Source organism: Kribbella sp. NPDC004536 (genome assembly GCF_042873835.1).
Classification (GTDB): Bacteria; Actinomycetota; Actinomycetes; order Propionibacteriales; family Kribbellaceae; genus Kribbella.
In genome coordinates this window covers 1230532-1249744 of record NZ_JBIALY010000003.1, presented here as the reverse complement: position 1 = coordinate 1249744, position 19213 = coordinate 1230532, and the positions used below count along the sequence as shown (strand labels likewise).

Genomic DNA, 19213 nt, shown 5'->3' with positions numbered 1-19213 from the left:
GGACTCCTCGTTCACTCCGGAAGGCTGAAAATGCTTTATTTTCAGCCAGTGCTGTGAACCTGAGCTGGAGCCGAGCTGACGTCCGGTCGCTAGATGTTCAGCGCGCCGATGAGGCGGCGTAGGCGGAGGTTGTTCGGGAGGTCCTCCACCAGGACCGGGTCGCCCTGCGGGCCGCCGAGCGGGACGCGCCAGTTCGGGTACTCGTCCGTCGTGCCGGGCTGGTTCTGCGTCCGGCGCTCCCCGACCGCGTCCGTCAGCGCGACGCCGACCAGCTTCGCGGGCGTATGGGCTACGTACCGGTGCAGCGCCTCGACGATCCGCTCGACGTCGCCGTCGGTGTTGCTGAGGAGGTGGCGCTCACGGAGCGCGTTCAGCCACGCGTCGCGGTCTGCCTCGTCGACAGCGAGCTCTTCCGCGACAGGTCGGGTGAGCAGACCCAGGCGATTCCGCAGCTCCACGTGATCGCCCGCGAGGTACCCGGCCGTCGGCGGGAGGTCATGCGTCGTCACAGTCGCCAGACAGAGCTCTCGCCACCGCTCCGGCGCCAGCGGCTTCCCGTCGGCGTCTCGCTCGAACCAGAGCACGGACGTCCCGAGGACGCCCCGCTCCGTGAGGTAGTCGCGTACCCACGGCTCAACCGTCCCCAGGTCCTCGCCGATCACGGTGACACCGGAACGCTGCGCCTCGAGCACCAGGATCCCCACCAGCGCCTCGTGGTCGTACCGCACGTACGTGCCCTCGGTCGGCCGCTCCGGCGACGTCACCCACCACAGCCGGAACATGCCGAGGATGTGGTCGATCCGCAGCCCGCCACCGTGCCGCATCACGGCCCGCACCAGGTCCCGCCACGCGGCGTACCCGGTCTCGGCCAGCGCGTTCGGCCGCCACGGCGGCTGCGACCAGTCCTGGCCCTGCTGGTTGAACGCGTCCGGCGGGGCACCAACGTGGATGTTCGGCGCGAGTACGTGCTGCAGCGCCCAGGCGTCGGCGCCGTCCGGATGCACGCCGACAGCCAGGTCGTGCACGACGCCCAGCGACATTCCGGCCGCCTTCGCGCGGGCCTGCGTACGGCCCAACTGTTCGTCGAGCTGCCACTGTAGCCAGCAGTGGAACTCCACCGCGTCCGGGTTCTCGTTGCGGAAGGCAACAACCGCCGGGGACGTCGGCTCCTGCAGTTCCTCCGGCCACTTGCTCCACTCCGGCCCGTGCACGTCGGCAATCGCAGCCCAGGTGGCGAAGTCGATCAGCCCCTGACTCTCGCGGTCGCAGTACGCGCCGTACTCCGCGATCCGCCCCACGGACGGCTGCACGCGGAACAGCACCTGCAGCGCCTCCCGCTTCGCGGCCCACACCGTGTCCCGGTCGATCGCGGTCACGTCCTCGCTGAGAGCCCGTGCCTGCAGCGCCAGCGCCCGGACCTGGTCCCGCTCCATCGGCGCGAGGTCGCCGTACTCGTCGATGTCCTCGATGCGCAGGTAGATCGGGTTGCCGAAGCGGCGCGACGCCGGGAGGTACGGCGACGGCTCCATCCGGCCGGCCAGCTCCGCGGCGTGCAGGGGGTTCACCAGAACGAAGCCGGCACCCAGGTCGTGCGCCGACCACGCGGCGAGGTCGCCCAGGTCGTGGAGGTCGCCGATACCCCAGGAGCGCCGGGAGCGTACGGAGTACAGCTGGAGGACCCAGCCCCACGTCCGGTGCAGCTTCTCAGGCTCCAGCTTCTTAGGCGTGACGATCAGGGTGCTGACGGAGATCTCCGGGTTGGTGCCGATCCGCGCACACAGCCGGTGGTAGCCCAGCGGCAGGTCACCTGGCAGCTGGAACGTGGCCTCACCCACCTGGACGCCGTCGATCCACTCAGGCTCGACCCAGTGGTCCTGCTGCGGAAGGTCCCGCCGCTGGCCGCCGTCCTCGAGGTCCACCCACACCTCGGCCGTCGAGCCGTGCGGCAGGTGTACGGCGAACCACGGGGTCCACCCCTCCCGCATCACAACGGTAGGAGGCAACGTACGACGCCAGCGCGTCTGCTGGTGCTCCGCGAGCGCAAGAGCTGCCTTCTCAGGCGTGGAGGCGTCCACACCGAGTGCGGCGAGCACATCAGACACGACCTCGCTGGAAACGATCACGTGCTCGCCTTGCCAGTTCCAGTACTCCGTGGCCACGCCATGGGCGACTGCAAGCTCGACAAGGGCCGGAGTGGGAGCTGTCACCCCAGCGAGTCTGCCGTATCAACCGCGGGTACGGCCAAACGGCGCGCGTTGCGCTACCCGTTACTCGTTGGAGCGGCGGCGGCTGAGCATCAGGACTGCCAGGAGCAGTACGCCGCTTGCCACGACGAGTCCGATCGCCACACCGGCCAGGTTGTCGGTCAGCTGGTACAGGGAGATCGGCCAGATGACCAGGAGGATCGCGCAGCCCACCACGGCGTACGCGGAACGCCTGGTACGCCCGTACGCGACCAGCAGTGCGGCCGGACCCGCCGTACCGACCGCGAGCGCCATGATCTCGCCGCGTTCCTGCACCAGCCAGCAGATCGACGAACTGAACATCGCGGCTCCGGCGAGTGACCACGACGTCACCTGGTCGCGGACCAGTCCGAGCATCGCGAAGACGAACGCGACGATGATGAACCCGGTCCCGGCGATGCCCGCGCTGTTCGCGGCCGAGCCGGCGTCCGGAGTGAGGACATCGGAGGTGATCACCAACACACCGACCGCCAGGATCCCGAACGTTGCCACCAGCAACGAAGATTCCTTCAGCCACCACAGTCCGCCGGCCGCCAGCGCGAGCGCGACCATCACCCCGGCGACCCGCCCGGCCTCCCCCTCGATCGCCACGAACGTCGCGAACCCGGCCACACAGCAGCCCAGCGACGCCAGCGCCGCACTGAGCTGCCGGCGACGCCCGACGAGCGCCAGCAGGACGGCGACGCCGAGCAGCACGACGGCGGCCGTCGTACCGGTACTGACCCGGGCCGCGCGGCCCATTTCGCCCCAGTTCGCCAAGGTCAGGAGTGCGACGGCACCCAGCAGCAGCGCGCCGCCGATGTACCCGAGCACCTCGACCAGTGCGTTCGCGTGTGCCGCGGCGGGCGGACCCGTCCGCTTGGCCTGCTCGGACTCCCCGGGCTCGTCCGGCGGGCGGGGCCGACCGGGGTCCGCGAGGGCAGCGTCCAGCTCCGCGTCGGCCGCGTCCCGGATCGAGTCGGCCTGGTACTGGCGCAGCACACCAGCGCTCACGAGCCTGGAAAGCTCGTCGTCCAGCCGACTCGACATGCTTTTCCGTCTCCTTGTCAGTCCTACTAACATCGGGCGGCGAGATGCCTATTCTGACCAGCTACCTTGTGTCCCTAGTCAGTCACCCCCTGTTTTCGGTGCCGGACTCCTTCCCGACCTTCTTCCGGACGGGGTCCGACGGCAAGCTGGAGATGACCGATCAGATCATCGTGGTCCCGGCCCGGATCGCGGGGCTGATCATCGGTTTCTTCGTGCTCCGTTGGGTCCTGCACAAGGTCATCCGGCGGTTCGCGCGGCGGACCGGGAGCGGTGCGGTGGCCGGCGTCCTGGCGAAGTCCAAGCGCGGGCAGGAGTTCGTCGAGAACACCCTGGCGAACGAGCGCCGGGCGCAGCGCGCGGAGACGATCGCGTCGCTGCTGACCAGCGCGGTCACGATCGTGCTCACCGCCGTCCTCGTGGTGATGGTGCTCGCCGAACTCGGTTTCAACATCCTGCCGGTGATCGCGTCCGCGAGCATCATCGGCGTCGCGCTCGGTTTCGGCGCGCAGACGCTGGTGAAGGACTTCCTGGCCGGCGTGTTCATGATCTTCGAGGACCAGTACGGCGTCGGCGACCTGATCGACATGGAGAAGGCGACCGGCGTCGTGGTCGCCGTCGGCCTGCGCATCACCACGCTGCGTGGTGAGGACGGCACCACCTGGTACGTCCGCAACGGCGAGGTCCTCCGCGTCGGCAACATGACCACCCGCGACCCGAACAGCTCCGGCTCGTCCGGCGTGGGCTCCGGGATGGAGAAGGAAGAGGCTAAGGCCGACGAAAGTGCGGCGAGCGGTACGCAGGACGAAAACCAAGGTTGAGGTAGAGGCGCTCCGCGTCCGATCCCTCCACCACCTGCAGGGTCAACCGTCCACCCGCAGCCTCCTGCCGCGCCTGTTCGAGAAGCCTGGTCGCCAGCCCGCGACCCCGGTACTGCGGTTTCGTCGCCACGGCGTAGACACCGGTGACCAACTCGGTCCGTAGTACCAGGGTGATGGATGCCGGGTCCCCGTCGACACGCAGTAAGTACAGCGACTGGTTCGGCGCGCAGTAGTTCTGCACCGCGCGCTCGACGAACATCTCCCGCCACCAGTCGTAGTCCGGCTCCCCCACCTCAAGAAACACCGCCCCCTGCACCTCCGCAAACGCCTCAGCATCACGCTCCGTGGTGATCGGTGCAACCGGCTCGCCCTGCGCCGAACCGGCCGGTGCCTCCATGTGCACCAGCACCTCGGCGGCCATGAATCCCGCCGCGGCCAGCCGCTCCTCCCAGCCGGGGCCGCTGTCCGGCACCAGCCGGACTGCGTTTACCCCGGCGGGTAACTCGGCGGACGGTGAGAGCGGGATCCAGACGGAGAACTCCTCCGACTCGCCCACCACCTCGATCGCGTCGGCCGACCGCCGGACGTCACCCCGGTGAGCCGCAAGGAACGCCAGGTGGTTCTCGAGCAACGCATCAACCATGCGCGCAGTCTGCCGCGCAGCACCGACAGATTTGAGCTGTTGACGCAGCGCGAAGAGAGGATCATGATCGTGCAGAATCATTAGGAAACCTTCCTATTGATTCGAGACTCTGACCGCCCCCCGATCCAAGGAGAGTCATGAAGATCCTCGTGAGCGCGGTGACCGCCGCGTGTCTGGCGACCGGTATCGCGTCCGCCGCGCAGGCAAGCACCCGGCCGGTACACGCCCCACAGGCACAGGCCCCACAGCTGCAGGCCGCGGACCCGGCGAGCATCGGCGCGGCGCCGTACCTGTACCTCGGCTGGGGCAACCCGCAGAAGCCGACCGACGTGATGAAGGCCGCCGGGAACAAGTGGTTCACGCTCGCGTTCATCCTGTCCGACGGCGGCTGCAACCCGAAGTGGGACGGCGACCGCGCGCTCACCGGCGGCTCCGACCAGTCCGCGATCAACAGCATCCGGGCCGCGGGAGGCGACGTGATCCCGTCGTTCGGCGGCTGGTCCGGGAACAAGCTCGGCGAGAAGTGCAGCTCGGCCTCCGCTCTGGCCGGCGCGTACCAGAAGGTGATCGACGCCTACAAGCTGAAGGCGATCGACATCGACATCGAGGACACCGAGTTCCACAGCGCCACCGCCCGGCAGCGGGTGGTCAGCGCGCTCAAGACCGTGAAGAGCAAGAACCCCGGCATCAAGACGTACATCACGATGGGCACCGACCAGGGCGGCCCGGACGCGTCGGGCGTCGACCTGATCAAGAAGGGCGCGGCCGCGGGACTGGCCAACGACGGCTGGGTGCTGATGCCGTTCGACTTCGGCGGCGGCTCGACCAACATGGCGACGCTCACCAAGAAGGCCGAGGAAGGCCTCAAGGCCCGGCTGAAGAGCGCGTACGGCTACACCGACGACGAGGCGTACCGGCACATGGGCATCTCGTCGATGAACGGCAAGACCGACGACTCCGGCGAGACCGTCCGGCTGTCCGACTTCAAGACGCTGCTCACGTACGCACAGGACCACCACCTGGCCCGCTTCACGTTCTGGGCGGTCAACCGGGACCGCGCCTGCGGCGGCAGCAACACCGACGGCGACTCGTGCAGCGGGATCTCTCAGAGCGCGTACGACTTCACCAAGGTGATCGCCCAGTTCCACGGCTGAAACACAGCAGCGCCCCGGCGATCTCGCCGGGGCACCGGATTCTCAGGCGGTGAAGGTGACGTCCAGCGTGATCGGTACCGCGGACAGCGCCTGGGACACCGGGCAGTTCTTCTTCGCGCCCTCGGCGAACTCCGCGAACTCGTCGGCGGTCAGGCCCGGGACGTTGCCGTTCACGGCCAGCTTGATGCCGGTGATGCCCTCACCCGGCTGGAAGGTCACGTCGGCCTGGGTGTCGATCGACGTCGGCGCGTGACCGCCCTGGGCCAGCGCGTGCGACAGCGCCATCGAGAAGCAGGTGGAGTGCGCGGCCGCGATCAGCTCTTCCGGGCTGGTCTTGCCGTTGGCGTCGTTCGCGCGGGAGGCCCAGGTGACGTCGTACGTACCGACACCGGAGGACTCCAGGGCGACCTGGCCGGCGCCCTCCATCAGCGAGCCTTCCCAGTGAGCCTTCGCCGTACGGATGGTAGCCATGCTCTTGTTGTCTCCTTCGAAGAGGGAATCAGCGGCCGGACACGTCGATCGCGCCGGGGTAGTTCGGTTCGTCGGTGTTCACCATGCTGTGCGCGGCCATCACCATGTAGGTCCAGATCTGCTCGTCCTGCTCAGGTGTCAGGCCGAGCTCGTCCAGGGCGGCCCGCATGTGGCCGAGCCACCGGTCCCGTTGGCTCGGGGTGACGGCGAACGGGGCGTGCCGCATCCGCAGCCGGGGGTGCCCGCGCTGCTCGGAGTACGTCTTCGGACCGCCCCAGTACTGCTCCAGGAACATCCGGAAACGCACCTCGGCCGGACCGAGGTCCTCCTCCGGGTACAGCGCTCGAAGCTCCGGGTCGGCGGCGACACCGCGGTAGAACGCGGCCACCAACCGGTGGAAGGTGTCCGCCCCACCGACGGCGTCGTAGAAACTCTGCTGCTCAGTCATCTCGGATCCAGTCTCTCAACTGCTCGCAACGTGCTGCAGGAGGGCTGCCCGTTCGTCGTTTCCGAGGGTTCGTTTTGCGTGCGTCGTGCCGTCCACGGCGACGAGTACGGACTCCGCCTTCGCGTACACGTCGTCCGACTCGCCGCTGCGGTCGACGATGCGGGAACCGAGTGTGTACGACGACGTCCCGACCGAGGCGATCCACACGTCCACGTCGTACGGCGGGTGCCGGAGCAGGATCGGGCGCAGGTAGTCGACCGTCTGACTGACCAGGACACACGGGTACTGCGCGAAGAAGTCACCCGTCGTCTCCATCACCTGGCTGAGGAACGCGATCCGCGCCTCCTGCAGGTAGTCGAAGTACCGCACGTTGTTGACGTGGTCGTACGAGTCGATGTCCGACCACCGGACGAGCACGGGGTGTGTGAACATCAGCGACCCACCAGCTTGCCGAGGGCGACCTTCTCGTCCGGGGAGATCCGCCGGAGCCGGTTCGCGGTGAAGTCGAACGGGACCAGCTTGGTCTTCGCCTCGACGTACGTCCTGCGCTCGGGCTCGGCGTCGAGGATCTCGTAGTCGACCGTGAACGAGGCCGCGCGGATCTCGGAGATCCAGAGCTCGATCCGGACCGGCTCCGGGCGGAAGTGCAACGGCGCGCGGTAGTGCACCTCGTGCCGGGCGACCAGCAGCCCGGTCTCCAGGGTGTCCGCGCCGAGCTCCTTCGCGGTCCGGAACAGGAAGTCGACGCGCGCGTCCTGCAGGTAGTCGACGTACCGTCCGTTGTTCACGTGACCAAGCGCGTCCATGTCGCCCCACCGCAACGGGCAGTGATAGACGTGGCGGTTGTGATGATCCACACCACGATGATGTCATCCCGTGAGTGACCGACCGTGGGTAGTGTCGTCCCCGGCAGACCAGTTGACGGATTGGAGCGGTTGATGACAACGCAGCGGGTGGCGATCGTGACGGGGGCGGCCCGGGGAATCGGCGCGGCCGTCGCGCAGCGGCTCGCCGCGGACGGGAACGCCGTCGCGGTCATCGACCTCGACGAGGGCGCCTGCGCGGCGACCGTCCAGGCGATCACCGAGGCCGGCGGCAAGGCGATCGGCGTCGGCGCCGACGTCAGCAAGTCCGACCAGGTCAGCGCGGCGGTCGAGCGGGTGGTCGCCGAGCTCGGCGCGCCGACGATCCTGGTGAACAACGCCGGCGTGCTGCGCGACAACCTGCTGTTCAAGATGTCCGAGGACGACTGGGACACGGTCATGTCGGTACACCTCAAGGGCAGCTTCCTGATGTCGAAGGCCTGCCAGGCGCACATGGTCGAGGCCGGGTACGGCCGGATGGTCTTCCTCTCGTCGACCTCCGCGCTCGGCAACCGCGGCCAGGCGAACTACGCCTCCGCGAAGGCCGGCCTGCAGGGCCTGGCCAAGACGCTGGCGATCGAGCTGGGCAAGTTCGGCGTCACCGCGAACGCGATCGCCCCGGGCTTCATCGAGACCGACATGACGGCGGCCACCGCGGCCCGCGTCGGCGTCGACTTCGAGGAGTTCAAGAAGGCCACCGCGGCGACCATCCCGGTGAACCGGACCGGCAAGCCGGAGGACATCGCCGCCGCGGCGTCGTTCTTCTGCAGCGAGGAGGCCGGCTTCGTGTCCGGCCAGGTCCTGTACGTCGCCGGCGGACCGCGCAACTAGAGGGAGCCCCCAATGCCGCAGACCTTCAACGGCGTGGACGAGGTGTCGCACGCGGTCGGCACCACGCTCGGTGAGACCGAGTGGCTGGAGATCACCCAGGAGCAGGTGAACCAGTTCGCCGACGCGACCGGTGACCACCAGTGGATCCATGTCGACGTCGAGCGCGCGGCGAAGGGCCCGTACGGCGGGACGATCGCGCACGGCTACCTGACGCTGAGCCTGATCGCCCGCTTCGGTGACGAGCTGTTCCACGTCGACGGTGTGACCGCGAAGCTCAACTACGGCGTGAACAAGGTCCGCTTCCCGGCGCCGGTCCCGGTCGGCAGCCGCGTCCGCGCCGGCGCCTCGATCGCCAACGCGGTCGAGACCCCCGCCGGCGTCCAGGTGTCGCTCAACTGGGTGATCGAACTGGAGAACTCGACCAAACCCGCCTGCGTCGCCGAAACCGTCGTACTGCTCGTCCCCTAAAGGGGGCAGATCAGGACCGCATGGGTGGCGATGCGGTGGTAGCCGAGCCACTCGTTGACCGCGATCATCGGCGTGTTGCCGTCGTAGTTGGCCGTGTACGCGCCTCGTACGCCGGCGTCCGCGGCGCGGTGCAGGGCCGCGGACTTCACCAGTTTCGCGAGGCCGCGGCCGCGGTACTCCGGTAGCGTCGAGGTCATCTTCGACCAGATTTTGGTGGAGTCACCGTGGTTCCGGGTGAACGCGACGATCCTGCCGTCGGATATTGCCGCCATGCTGAGCCCCATCAGCAGATCCGGTGAGTTCCAGGTGTCGGCAAACCAGGCGGAATACGGCTGAGACGAGATCTTCGCATCACCCGGCTTGGTTCGCTGCGCGACCTCGTCGGCGGCGTGCAACAGCCTCGGATCTATCTCAGTGAAAGGTACGAGGTCCACGTGGCTCGGGATCTTGGGCAGGTCCGCCGCGTTGCGCGGGTCGATCCCCGCGTAGTGGACCTGACGAGTCTGCCGATAGCCGAACTGCCCCGCCCACTCGACGCTGCTCGGGTCGGCGAACACGCGCGCCGACGTAGCCCCCGCCGCGCGCAGATCCGCGTGTGTTGCCTCCAGCAACCGGCTCCCGATCCCTCTGCCCCGGTACTCCGGCCGGATCAGCAGCCGCAGCTCGCCGTCCAGCGGATCCGAGCCACCGATCAGCCCGTCCGACGCCCAGCCCACCGCGTGGCCGTCGTCCAGTGCCATGAACGTTCCCCGACCTGGTCTCGGCGGCGCCGTCAACCGTCTGATCAGCGAGCTCCGGGTGACCACCAAATACGGCACCAGGACGTCATGCATCGCCACCGCAGCGTCGACGTCCTCTGGTCCCGCTACCTTGATCTCCATCCAGACTCCTTGGATACCCCAACGACCAAGTCCCCCGGACGGTAACGCCCTTTCAGGTGCGTACCGGAAATTGCCTGGTTACAGCTCTTGTTCAGTTGAACTCCAGCCGCGCAACAGGCCGCGTGGCAGGATCCGCGCTGCACCCCGTTCTTGCCCGGCATCCAGCCGGCTTTGAGAGGACTTCAGTATGAGAGCTGTTCGCGCAGTGACCGCTATTGCGGCGCTACTGACGCCGGTCGGCGTCGGCGTCACCCATGTGGCTTCGGGCACGGATCCAGCACCGACGACACCCGTCGTCTCCTTCGACCGGATCGAGACCACCCAACCTGGGACCGGGGAGATGGAAGCAGAGGGGCACGTGAAGCCCGCGCCTCCGGATCACACTGTGGCCATCTTGCAGAAGTGGGACGCAGTTCATGCGGAGTGGACAACGGTGCAGAGAGGTGAATCGATCGGTGGTCATATCCTGTTTCACTTGGCGCTGCCTGGCACAGCCGGTGCGTTCCGGCTGTTCAGCGCGGCCGGCGGAACGGATACCGAGTCAGCCTCGAGCTCCAAGTTTCTCGACCACTTTGTCTGGCGCGGCGGTTTCATGAAGCCCCTGATTGCGTCCTCTAGCGGCGAGGGCAGTTTGTTCGTACGGAAAGACGGAACTCAGGATCTGCTTCTCGACCACCAACCGCTCGACTCCACTCGCGTTGGGAAGACGTTCGAGGCGATTTACACCCCCGACCTCAGCACCTGCACGCAGGCGCAAGCAACTATCCTGTTCCGCCCGGACGCCGGAGGTAGTCCGGCCACAACGCTGATCGTCCACAAACCGAACTTGCCTGACCAGCAGGTCACCATCGACGCCAGCCACCACCTTCTAGCTATCAATTTCGAGCCGAACGCCGATCTGATTGTCCGGGGAACCGTACTGAACAACAATCAGAACCGGTTCGACTTGAGCCTGACAGCGCTGTGTGACAGCTGACACGAGTGGCGTTCCGCGGTAGGTCGGGCGTTCCCTTCGCCCGACCTAACCTGCTGGACGTTCTGAGAGCTTTCGAGCCCTGTCAGGTGTCGAGCGCACGCAGGAGGCCGAGTTCGGTCTGGACGCGGTGGTAGCCGAGCCAGGTGTTGACGGCAAGCATCGGGCCGTTCTCGTCGTCGTTCGAGGTGTACGCGGAGGTGATCCCGGCCGCCGCGGCGCGACGCAGGGCGACCGACTTCACGAGCTTGGCGAGGCCTCTGCCCCGATATCCCGGAATCGTCCCGGTCATGCCCGACCACATCCGGTCGGTGGCGGTCTCGACGACGGTGAACGCGACCAGCTCGCCGCCGGCCATCGCGCCGACGCTGAGCGACTTGTCCATCGACGGGCCGTTCCAGATCTCCTCGAGCCACACGTCGTACTCGACCGCGTCCAGCGGCGAGTCGCTCGGCTCGTCCAGCGACGCGATCGTGTCGGCGGTGTACGCCGTCCGCGGGTCGAGGTCGTCGAAGCTGACCAGCTCGATCCCGTCCGGCGTCGGCGGCTGCGCGGGCAGCTCCCCGGTCAGGTCGAGCCCGGCGAAGTGCATCTGCCGGGTCCCGTCGTACCCGAGGTTACGCGCGAACTCGACGCCGTCGGGGTGCGCGAACGTCCGCACCCGGACCGCGCCGACCTCGGTGAGATGCTGGTGCAGGCGCTCGGCGAGCGCGCTGCCGATGCCGTGCTTGCGATGGTCGGGGTGTACGTAGACGATCGCCTCGGACTGGCCGGGTTCGCTGGTCCAGACGTTCAGGCCGGCCGATCCCCAGGCGACGACCTCGCCGTCGCGCAGCGCGACCAGCGGCAGGAACCGCTCCCCCGGCGACTGCACCGTGATCATGTGCGCGACCGCGGCCGCCGACATCACCTTGTACGGGTACACCGCGCGCCGCACCGCCGCCACCGCCGCGGCATCGCCCGCCACGGCCTGCCGTACCACCGCCCGAGTCGTCATGCCCGGACCCTAACCAGGACGCCGTACGGTCGCCACGCATTAAGAGACGGGATCTTGCCGGTCCCGTGATTCGGATGTGCGCCGAACTCGTAATAGAGTGACGCGGTGCTGTCGGACTGAATGCCCCGACCGCCGGAAGTGCCATCGTGGTTGCACGCGACGGGGTCACCGGCGGCGGGGCGTCCGCATCTAGGGCCTGTCTGGCAATCCATCGCCTACTGCGGGGCACTCGGCACGGCACCTCGCCGCACGGGGGCAAAGGCCACGATGGATCCGCATCGAGTCCTTCACCCCCGCACGCCGAGCCACCGCACCGAGCACCTCCTCGCGACGGCGCTGGATCACCAGACAGACCCTAGGGTGAAAACATGCAGCTCACCGACGGCGCGGCGGCCGCGAGAGTTCTCGCCGATCTGATGGTTTCCGACGGCCCGCGCGCGGAGTACGCGGACGCCTTCCGCCCGTTCGCTCCGTTGATCGGCAGCTGGGACCTCGACGTCGCCTGGTACGACGAGACCGGCGCCGTCACGCGCCGTACGCACGGCGAATGGCACTTCGCCTGGGCGCTCGACGGTCGCGCGGTCGCGGACGTCTGGATCACCCCGAGCCGGCTGGCCCGCGGTACCGACGGTGACGGCGAGTGGGGTCTGTCGATCCGGATCTACGACCCGGAACTGCAGGCGTTCCGTTCGACCTGGATGGGGCCGAAGGCGGCGTTCGTGATGCCGTTCGTCGCGCACGCGAGCGGCGACACGATCACGCTCGAGGCACAGTCCGCGAGTACCCGCTGGGAGTTCACCGGGATCACTGTGGACGGTTTCCACTGGCGCAACGAGGACATCGATGCCGACGGCAACGTCATCCTCCGGCAGACATTCGTGGCGACCCGTCAGCCGTAGGTCGCCACCGCCGCCCGGGCCAGCTCCAGCATCCGCTCTCGCAGGTCCCCCGGTCCCAGCACCTCCAGATCGCCGGCGAACCCGAGCAGTACGCCGCACGCGGCCTCCCGCACCCGGAAGTGCATCCGCAGGTGCGGCCACTCGTCGTCGGACGGTACGTCCCGGGGCACCTCCCCCTTCGCGAGCATCGGCGTCGCGATCCGCCGGATCAGCTCGGTTTTGTCCGGCCGGACCCGCACCAGTACGTCGACCCCGACCGGCGCGTGCCGTTCCAGCCCGGACCGCAACCGCTCCCACTCGGCCCGTACGTCCAGGCCTTCCGGCCGCTCCGCGGTCTCCTCGAGTACGTCGACCTCCTCGACGCGCGACACCCGGTACATTCGCGCCACACCGCGATGCGCCGCCACGAGGTACCAGCGCCCGGCCTGTTCCACGAGACCCCACGGGTCCACGGTGCGTTGCTGTACGCCCGCACTCGCCGACGCGTACCGCAGCCGCACCCGGCGGCGCGTGACAACCGCCTGGCGCAGTACGGGCAAAGCACCGTGGTCCTCGGCATCAGCGAACCAGCGCCGCCTGTCGACGACGATGGAGCCAGACAGCGCGTCCGCCTCACCCTGAAGCGCTACGGGCAGTGTCGCGGACAGCTTGCCCATCGCAGAGTGCAGGGCGTCCTGTAGACCGAGCTCATCCGACAGCGCAGCCCGTCCCGACCACGCGAACAGTGCCTGTGCCTCGCGCGGCGTGAGCTCACTGACGTCGGCACGGTACCCAGGCAGCAGCACACAGCCCCCGTTCCGACCGCGCTCCGAGTACACCGGTACGCCGGCCGCGGACAGCGCCTCCATGTCGCGCATGACCGTCCGCGTCGACACCTCCAGCCGCTCCCCCAACTCCCGCGCACTCAGCCGCTCGTGGCGCTGCAGCAACAGAATGATCTGCAACAGCCGGTCCGCCCGCATGTCCCCAACAATATGTTCATCGGTTGTCCGGAACTGGTCGGCAAGCGTTCACGACGTTCCGCACACAAAGGATTGCTCTCCGCCATCGCTTCGGCTGTTCTGGTCTGCGTAACGACCGGAACAGGAGGAGCAGGATGATCCCTGAACACAAGGCGGCCGGCGGGTTCGGCCGACGCGCGGTGCTTCGCGGTGCCGTCATCGGCGCGCTGGCCGCCGCGCCGCTTCCCTTCGCCCAACGACTCACCGCTTCCACCAAAGCTCCTGCGAAAGCCGCGACTGCGGCGGCCGCCTGTGTGGACCTGCCTCTGGTCGGTGGCGCCGAGTTCCCGATCGGGCTGTTCTGGCCGCCACCGCCGTACCAGACGACCGTCGACCGGTACGGCGACATCCGGACCGCCGGCTTCAACTTCCTGATCACGGGCAACTACCTCGACGACCAGGCGATCATCCGGCAGACCCTGGCGATCGCCGAGCAGGTCGGGCTGAAGGTGCTGGTCAGCAGCGATCCCGATGTCCAGAACCTGGCGCGGCGGTTCACGATCAGCGACGACCGCTCGGTCCCGATGTCGATCACCACCGCGGACGCACGGAACTTGCTGACCAACGCGCTGAACCAGTACCGCGGTTTCGAGTCGTTCGCGGGATTCAGTCTCGGCGACGAGCCACCGGAAGGACAGTTTCCCTCACTGGGCAAGGCGTTCGCGATCGCGCGTGAACAGGCGGCGACCTACACGCCGTACTCGAATCTCGTGCCGGGCAGCGGCGACGGCTACCGGGCCATGGTCCGCAGCTTCGTCGACACCTGCCACCCGCCGATGCTGTCGTACGACCGCTATCCGCTCCTCACCTCCGGCGAGGACCCGCAGTACTTCGAGAACTGGGCGATCATCCGCTCCGAGGCCCTGCGCGCGAACATCCCCTCCTGGGTGTTCGTCCAGAGTGTCGAGTTCAACGGCCATCGGTTCCCGACCCAGGCCGAGCTGCTGTGGAACATCAACACCAGCCTCGCCTACGGCTGCAAGGGCATCCAGTACTTCACCTACTGGCAGCCCGACCCTGCGCGCGGGGAGAACTTCGGCCGCGCGCTCACCACGCTCGACGGAACCCACACTCCCCTGTACGACGCCGCGAAGACGATCAACACGAGTTGGCTGCGACCGGTCGGCGCCGAACTCAAACCGCTCGTCTCCGAACTCGCTGTCCATGCGAACCACACCCCACCCACGGGAACGGTCGGCTTCACTCCGGACAGCTACCTCACCGGCGTGGCGGGCAGTCCTGCGGTGCTGGGGCGGTTCCGGCCGACCGACGCGGCCGGCACGCGCTGGTTGCTGATCGCCAACCGGCAGTCCGGTACGAGTGCGACCACGACGGTTTCGCTGAGTCAGGCAACGGTCAAGAAGGTCTCTGTCTTCGATCCGGCGACCCGCGCCTACACCGCCCAGGCGGACCGGACGAAGATCGTCGCCACCCTGGCACCCGGGGCCGCGGCCCTCTACCGGCTCGATGTGTAAGGGAGTACAGATGCGCACGCAGCTCCTCAGTCAGGTGATCACCGGCGGCGTCGCGGCCGCCGTCGCCGCGGTGGTCGTCGCGGTTCCGAATGTCTTCGCCAAGGACGAGAAGAAGTCCACCGAGGTCACGGCGGCCACCTGCGTCTACAACTGGTACCTGTCGAACAGCAGGACCTCACAATCGGCGACCGTCCCGGCCTTTGCCTACGGCAACACTCCGATGGTGCCGCTGGCCGGCAACTGGGACGGCGCCGGCGGGGACACGCCGGGCGCCTACAGCCCGGACGAGAACAAGTTCTTCCTGACCAACAATTTCAACGGCGGCGTCGGCCAGGTCACCATCGCGTTCGGTGCCGTCGGCGACCGGCCGATCGTCGGCGACTGGAACGGCGACGGCACCGACGAGGTCGGTACCTACACCCCGTCGACGGGCACCTTCACGAAGCGGGCGGCCGACGGGACAACGACCACCGTCACGTACGGCGGTCCGTACCAGACTCCGCTGATCGGCGACTGGAACGGCGACGGCATCGACGACGTCGGCGTCTACCGTGCCGGCGACGCGACCTTCGACCTCCGCCTCCCCGACGGCACCAGCAGGTCGTTCGTGTACGGCGACCCGTACTGGAAGCCGCTGGTCGGCGACTGGAACGGTGACGGCCGCGACGAGCCGGGCCTCTACTACCCGGCCAACGCGACCTTCTACTTCCGCGTGAGCGGTATCGATACCACCGAGACCACCGAGTCCGTCCGGTACGGCGACACCGGCGACCGGCCGCTGGTCGGCGACTGGGACGGCAACGGTACCGACACCCAAGGCATCGTCCGCTCGTGACAGCTAAACGATTCCGCCGTTGAGGGTGAGGCCGCCGTCGATCGTGATGGTCTGGCCGGTGATCCACGACGCTTCGTCGGACAACAAGAACCACACCAGCGAAGCGACGTCCTCCGGCCGGCCAAGGCGACCCAGTGGGTACGACGCGGCGACCTTCTCCTCACGTCCTTCGTAGAGAGCTCCGGCGAACTTGGTCTTGACAACCGCCGGAGCCACGGCGTTCACCCGGATCTCCGGAGCCAGCTCGACCGCCAGCTCCTGGGTGACCCGCGAAAGCATGGCCTTGGTCGCGCCGTACCACCCGATCCCAGGCGACGGCGCCAGGCCGGCCACGGACGACAGGTTCACCACGGCACCGCCGTGCTCCCGCATCCACGCGTCACGGCAGGCCTTCACCCAGGCGATCGCGGCCAGCACGTTGGTGTCGACCATCTTGCCCGCGACCGCCGCGTCGACGTCCAGCAGCTTCCCGTAGATCGGGTTGATGCCGGTGTTGTTCACCAACAGGTCCACTGAGCCGTACGTCGCTACCGCCGCCGCGACGACCGCCCCGCGATGCGAGGCGTCAGCCGCGTTGCCCGCGATCGCAAGCGCATGCTCACGACCGCCCAGGGTTTTCACGGCCTCGTCCAGCGTCTCCTGCGTACGCCCGGTGATGACGACGCGCGCGCCGTCGGCAACCAGACGCTGGGCGACCGCCAGCCCGATCCCACGGGATGCTCCGGTGACGATCGCCGTACGTTTGCCGAGACCCATCAGCTGAGGCGCTCGAGCACGATCGCCATGCCCTGGCCGCCGCCGACACACATCGTCTCGAGACCGAACTGCTTGTCCTCGAACTGCAGGCCGTTCACCAGCGTGGTCATGATCCGCGCACCGGTCGACCCGAACGGGTGGCCGAGCGCGATCGCACCGCCGTGCACGTTCAGCTTGTCCTCGTCGATCCCGAGCTCGCGGGCCGAACCGATCACCTGGACCGCGAACGCCTCGTTGATCTCGACCAGATCGATGTCATTGATGCTCATCCCGGCCCGCGCCAGCGCCTGCTTCGACGCCTCCACCGGACCGAGGCCCATGATCTCCGGCGACAGACCGCTCACACCGGTCGAGACGATCCGCGCCAGCGGGGTCAGGCCGAGCTCGCGGGCCTTGGTGTCGCTCATGATCACGACCGCCGCGGCGCCGTCGTTCAGCGGACAGCAGTTGCCCGCCGTGACCGTGCCGTCAGGACGGAACACCGGCTTCAGCCCGCTGACGCCCTCGAGCGTCGTACCCGCCCGCGGGCCGTCGTCCTTGCTCACGACTGTCCCGTCGGGCAGCGTCACCGGGACGATCTCGCGCTCGAAGAACCCGTTGCCGATCGCCTTCTCGGCCAGGTTCTGCGAGCGGACACCGAACACGTCCTGGTCCGCGCGGGAGATGCCGCGCAGCGTCGCGACGTTCTCCGCGGTCTGGCCCATCGAGATGTAGATGTCCGGGACCAGCCCGTCCTCGCGGGGGTCGTGCCAGGTGTCGTTGGTCTCCGCGTACTTCTCGGTGCGCGCGACCGCGTCGGTGAAGATCGGGTTGAACGAGCTCGGGTCGCCGACGCCGGCGGACCCGAAGTTCTTGTACCGCGAGACGCACTCGACGCCCGCGCTGACGAAGATGTCGCCCTCACCGGACTTGATCGCGTGGTACGCCATCCGCGCGGTCTGCGTCGACGACGCGCAGAACCGGTTCACCGTGGTCGCCGGCGTGTTGTCCCAGCCGAGCTGGACCGCGACCCGGCGGGCCATGTTGCCGCCGTGCTCGTCGTGCGGCTCCGCGCAGCCGAGCGCGAGGTCCTCGATCTGGTCGCCGGTCAGCCCGACCTTGTCGACTGCCGCCTTGATCATCTGGACTGCCAGGTCGTCCGGCCGGATCGAGGTCAGCGACCCCTTGTACGCGCGGCCGATCGGCGAACGGGCCGTCGACACGATGACTGCTTCAGGCACAGCAATTCCCTTCTACAGGCCGAGGTCGCGGCCGATCAGTTCCTTCATGATCTCGTTCGAGCCGGCCCAGATCTTCGTCACCCGGGCGTCGCGCCAGGCGCGGGCGACCCGGTACTCGTTCATGTAGCCGTAGCCGCCGTGCAGCTGGACACAGGCGTCCAGGATCTCGTTCTGCACGTGGGCGCTCCACCACTTCGTCTTCGCGGCGTCGACCGCGGACAGCCGGTCCTCGTCGTGCGCCACGATCGCGTTGTCGACGTACGCCTGGGTCACCTCGGCCTTGGTGACCAGCTCGGCGACCAGGAACTTGTTGTACTGGAACGAGCCCACCGGCTGGCCGAACGCCTTGCGTTGCTTCACGTAGTCGATTGTCTCGGCCAGGATCTGGGTGGCGTGCGCGATGTTCGACACCGCGGCGCCGATCCGCTCCTGCGCGAGCCGCTCCATCATGTGGATGAAGCCGCGGTCCACCTCGCCGAGTACGTTGTCATCGGCAACGAAAACGTCCTCGAAGAAGAGTTCCGACGTACCGGACTCGGTCTGGCCGACCTTGTCCAGCTTGCGGCCGCGGGCGAATCCGGCCATCCCCTCCTCGACCACGAACAGCGTGATGCCCTTCGCGCCCTTGGCCGGGTCGGTGCGGGCCGCGACGATCACCAGGTCGGCCATGTCGCCGTTGGTGATGAAGGTCTTCGACCCGTTCAGCAGCCAGCCGTCGTCGGTCTTCTTCGCGCTCGTCTTCAGCGCGGCCAGGTCGGAGCCGCCGGACGGTTCGGTCATCCCGATCGCGGCGACATACTCGCCGGAACAGAACTTCGGCAGCCACCGCTGCTTCTGCTCCTCGGTGCCGAGGTCCACGAAGTACGGCGCGGCGCAGTCGTAGTGGATGCCGAAGCAGCTCGACAGCGACGCGGAGACCTTCGACACCTCCTCCGCGAACACCGCGTTGAACCGGTAGTCGCCGACGCTCGAACCGCCGTACTCCTCCGGCACGTCCAGCCCGAGGAAGCCCTGCTTGCCGGCCTCCAGCCAGACGGCACGGTCGATCGTCTTCTCTTCGAGGAACTGCTCCATCCGCGGCACCAGCGACCGGTCGCAGTACTCCTTCGCGCTGGCGCGGAATGCGTGGTGGTCCTCGTTGAAGATGACGCGCTCCATCTAGGCCTCCCCAAGGTTTTTGAGATGGATGGCTAAGCGCTTGCTTAGCT

General features: G+C 67.9%; 21 protein-coding genes. 8 read left to right on the top strand and 13 right to left on the bottom strand.

Annotated elements, in window-relative coordinates:
* Window positions 1-89: 89 nt before the first annotated feature.
* Both malQ and ACFYRU_RS31325 read right to left on the bottom strand, forming a co-directional pair.
* Window positions 90-2207: a 4-alpha-glucanotransferase gene (malQ, locus tag ACFYRU_RS31330; protein ID WP_387665139.1), complete on the bottom strand. Its 2118-nt coding sequence runs from the start codon at window positions 2205-2207 to the stop codon at window positions 90-92.
* A gap of 60 nt (window positions 2208-2267) precedes the next feature.
* Entirely contained in the window at window positions 2268-3272 is a 1005-nt protein-coding gene (locus ACFYRU_RS31325; RefSeq protein ID WP_387665136.1) for a hypothetical protein, read from the bottom strand.
* A 98-nt stretch (window positions 3273-3370) separates the two neighbouring features.
* Here ACFYRU_RS31325 and ACFYRU_RS31320 point away from each other — a divergent pair, with 98 nt between their 5' ends.
* Window positions 3371-4090, top strand: a complete 720-nt coding sequence (locus ACFYRU_RS31320) for a mechanosensitive ion channel family protein (protein WP_387665134.1) — start codon at window positions 3371-3373, stop codon at window positions 4088-4090.
* On the opposite strand, the gene ACFYRU_RS31315 is transcribed toward ACFYRU_RS31320, so the two are convergent.
* Complete coding sequence (locus ACFYRU_RS31315; RefSeq protein WP_387665131.1) at window positions 4038-4733, bottom strand: GNAT family N-acetyltransferase; 696 nt, start codon at window positions 4731-4733, stop codon at window positions 4038-4040. The genes ACFYRU_RS31320 and ACFYRU_RS31315 overlap by 53 nt on opposite strands.
* A gap of 137 nt (window positions 4734-4870) precedes the next feature.
* Here ACFYRU_RS31315 and ACFYRU_RS31310 point away from each other — a divergent pair, with 137 nt between their 5' ends.
* The gene (locus ACFYRU_RS31310) at window positions 4871-5887 is read left to right on the top strand and encodes a chitinase (RefSeq protein ID WP_387665130.1); all 1017 of its coding nucleotides are present in this window, start codon (window positions 4871-4873) and stop codon (window positions 5885-5887) included.
* 42 nt (window positions 5888-5929) lie between these two features.
* Here ACFYRU_RS31310 and ACFYRU_RS31305 read toward each other — a convergent pair whose 3' ends face one another.
* Genes ACFYRU_RS31305 through ACFYRU_RS31290 form a run of 4 tightly spaced genes read right to left on the bottom strand, consistent with a single transcriptional unit; the run spans window position 5930 to window position 7663 of the window.
* On the bottom strand, window positions 5930-6358 hold the full coding sequence (locus ACFYRU_RS31305) for an OsmC family protein (protein WP_387665128.1): 429 nt from the start codon (window positions 6356-6358) through the stop codon (window positions 5930-5932).
* A gap of 28 nt (window positions 6359-6386) precedes the next feature.
* Complete coding sequence (locus ACFYRU_RS31300) at window positions 6387-6806, bottom strand: globin (RefSeq protein WP_387665125.1); 420 nt, start codon at window positions 6804-6806, stop codon at window positions 6387-6389.
* Window positions 6807-6821: 15 nt separating this feature from the next.
* Window positions 6822-7238: an acyl-CoA thioesterase gene (locus tag ACFYRU_RS31295; protein ID WP_387665122.1), complete on the bottom strand. Its 417-nt coding sequence runs from the start codon at window positions 7236-7238 to the stop codon at window positions 6822-6824.
* Entirely contained in the window at window positions 7238-7663 is a 426-nt protein-coding gene (locus tag ACFYRU_RS31290; RefSeq protein ID WP_387665120.1) for an acyl-CoA thioesterase, read from the bottom strand. The genes ACFYRU_RS31295 and ACFYRU_RS31290 overlap by 1 nt, the downstream gene beginning before the upstream one ends.
* A gap of 81 nt (window positions 7664-7744) precedes the next feature.
* On the opposite strand from ACFYRU_RS31290, the gene ACFYRU_RS31285 reads away from it, so the two are divergent.
* Both ACFYRU_RS31285 and ACFYRU_RS31280 read left to right on the top strand, forming a co-directional pair.
* Window positions 7745-8500 carry an SDR family oxidoreductase gene (locus ACFYRU_RS31285; RefSeq protein WP_387665118.1) on the top strand — a complete coding sequence of 252 codons (756 nt, stop codon included), beginning with the start codon at window positions 7745-7747 and terminating at the stop codon, window positions 8498-8500.
* Between the two features lie 12 nt (window positions 8501-8512).
* Window positions 8513-8968, top strand: coding sequence for a MaoC family dehydratase (locus ACFYRU_RS31280; protein WP_387665115.1), 456 nt, complete (start codon window positions 8513-8515; stop codon window positions 8966-8968).
* Here ACFYRU_RS31280 and ACFYRU_RS31275 read toward each other — a convergent pair.
* Entirely contained in the window at window positions 8965-9849 is an 885-nt protein-coding gene (locus ACFYRU_RS31275; protein ID WP_387665113.1) for a GNAT family N-acetyltransferase, read from the bottom strand. The two genes, ACFYRU_RS31280 and ACFYRU_RS31275, sit on opposite strands and share 4 nt — an antisense overlap.
* A gap of 205 nt (window positions 9850-10054) precedes the next feature.
* On the opposite strand from ACFYRU_RS31275, the gene ACFYRU_RS31270 reads away from it, so the two are divergent.
* Window positions 10055-10825 carry a hypothetical protein gene (locus ACFYRU_RS31270; protein ID WP_387665112.1) on the top strand — a complete coding sequence of 257 codons (771 nt, stop codon included), beginning with the start codon at window positions 10055-10057 and terminating at the stop codon, window positions 10823-10825.
* Between the two features lie 82 nt (window positions 10826-10907).
* Here ACFYRU_RS31270 and ACFYRU_RS31265 read toward each other — a convergent pair whose 3' ends face one another.
* Window positions 10908-11819, bottom strand: coding sequence for a GNAT family N-acetyltransferase (locus ACFYRU_RS31265; protein ID WP_387665109.1), 912 nt, complete (start codon window positions 11817-11819; stop codon window positions 10908-10910).
* Between the two features lie 368 nt (window positions 11820-12187).
* Between ACFYRU_RS31265 and ACFYRU_RS31260 the strand changes: the two genes are divergently transcribed.
* Window positions 12188-12718, top strand: a complete 531-nt coding sequence (locus ACFYRU_RS31260; protein WP_387665107.1) for a hypothetical protein — start codon at window positions 12188-12190, stop codon at window positions 12716-12718.
* Here the strand turns inward: ACFYRU_RS31260 and ACFYRU_RS31255 are convergent.
* Window positions 12709-13680 carry a helix-turn-helix transcriptional regulator gene (locus ACFYRU_RS31255; RefSeq protein WP_387665105.1) on the bottom strand — a complete coding sequence of 324 codons (972 nt, stop codon included), beginning with the start codon at window positions 13678-13680 and terminating at the stop codon, window positions 12709-12711. The two genes, ACFYRU_RS31260 and ACFYRU_RS31255, sit on opposite strands and share 10 nt — an antisense overlap.
* A 134-nt stretch (window positions 13681-13814) precedes the next feature.
* On the opposite strand from ACFYRU_RS31255, the gene ACFYRU_RS31250 reads away from it, so the two are divergent.
* Both ACFYRU_RS31250 and ACFYRU_RS31245 read left to right on the top strand, forming a co-directional pair.
* Window positions 13815-15194: a hypothetical protein gene (locus tag ACFYRU_RS31250; RefSeq protein ID WP_387665103.1), complete on the top strand. Its 1380-nt coding sequence runs from the start codon at window positions 13815-13817 to the stop codon at window positions 15192-15194.
* 10 nt (window positions 15195-15204) lie between these two features.
* Entirely contained in the window at window positions 15205-16029 is an 825-nt protein-coding gene (locus ACFYRU_RS31245; RefSeq protein ID WP_387665101.1) for a hypothetical protein, read from the top strand.
* Between the two features lie 3 nt (window positions 16030-16032).
* On the opposite strand, the gene ACFYRU_RS31240 is transcribed toward ACFYRU_RS31245, so the two are convergent.
* Genes ACFYRU_RS31240 through ACFYRU_RS31230 form a run of 3 tightly spaced genes read right to left on the bottom strand, consistent with a single transcriptional unit; the run spans window position 16033 to window position 19163 of the window.
* Window positions 16033-16785 carry an SDR family oxidoreductase gene (locus tag ACFYRU_RS31240; RefSeq protein ID WP_387665099.1) on the bottom strand — a complete coding sequence of 251 codons (753 nt, stop codon included), beginning with the start codon at window positions 16783-16785 and terminating at the stop codon, window positions 16033-16035.
* Window positions 16785-18005 carry an acetyl-CoA C-acetyltransferase gene (locus ACFYRU_RS31235; RefSeq protein WP_387665097.1) on the bottom strand — a complete coding sequence of 407 codons (1221 nt, stop codon included), beginning with the start codon at window positions 18003-18005 and terminating at the stop codon, window positions 16785-16787. The genes ACFYRU_RS31240 and ACFYRU_RS31235 overlap by 1 nt, the downstream gene beginning before the upstream one ends.
* A 12-nt stretch (window positions 18006-18017) precedes the next feature.
* Entirely contained in the window at window positions 18018-19163 is a 1146-nt protein-coding gene (locus ACFYRU_RS31230; RefSeq protein WP_387665094.1) for an acyl-CoA dehydrogenase family protein, read from the bottom strand.
* Between the last annotated feature and the right edge of the window lie 50 nt (window positions 19164-19213).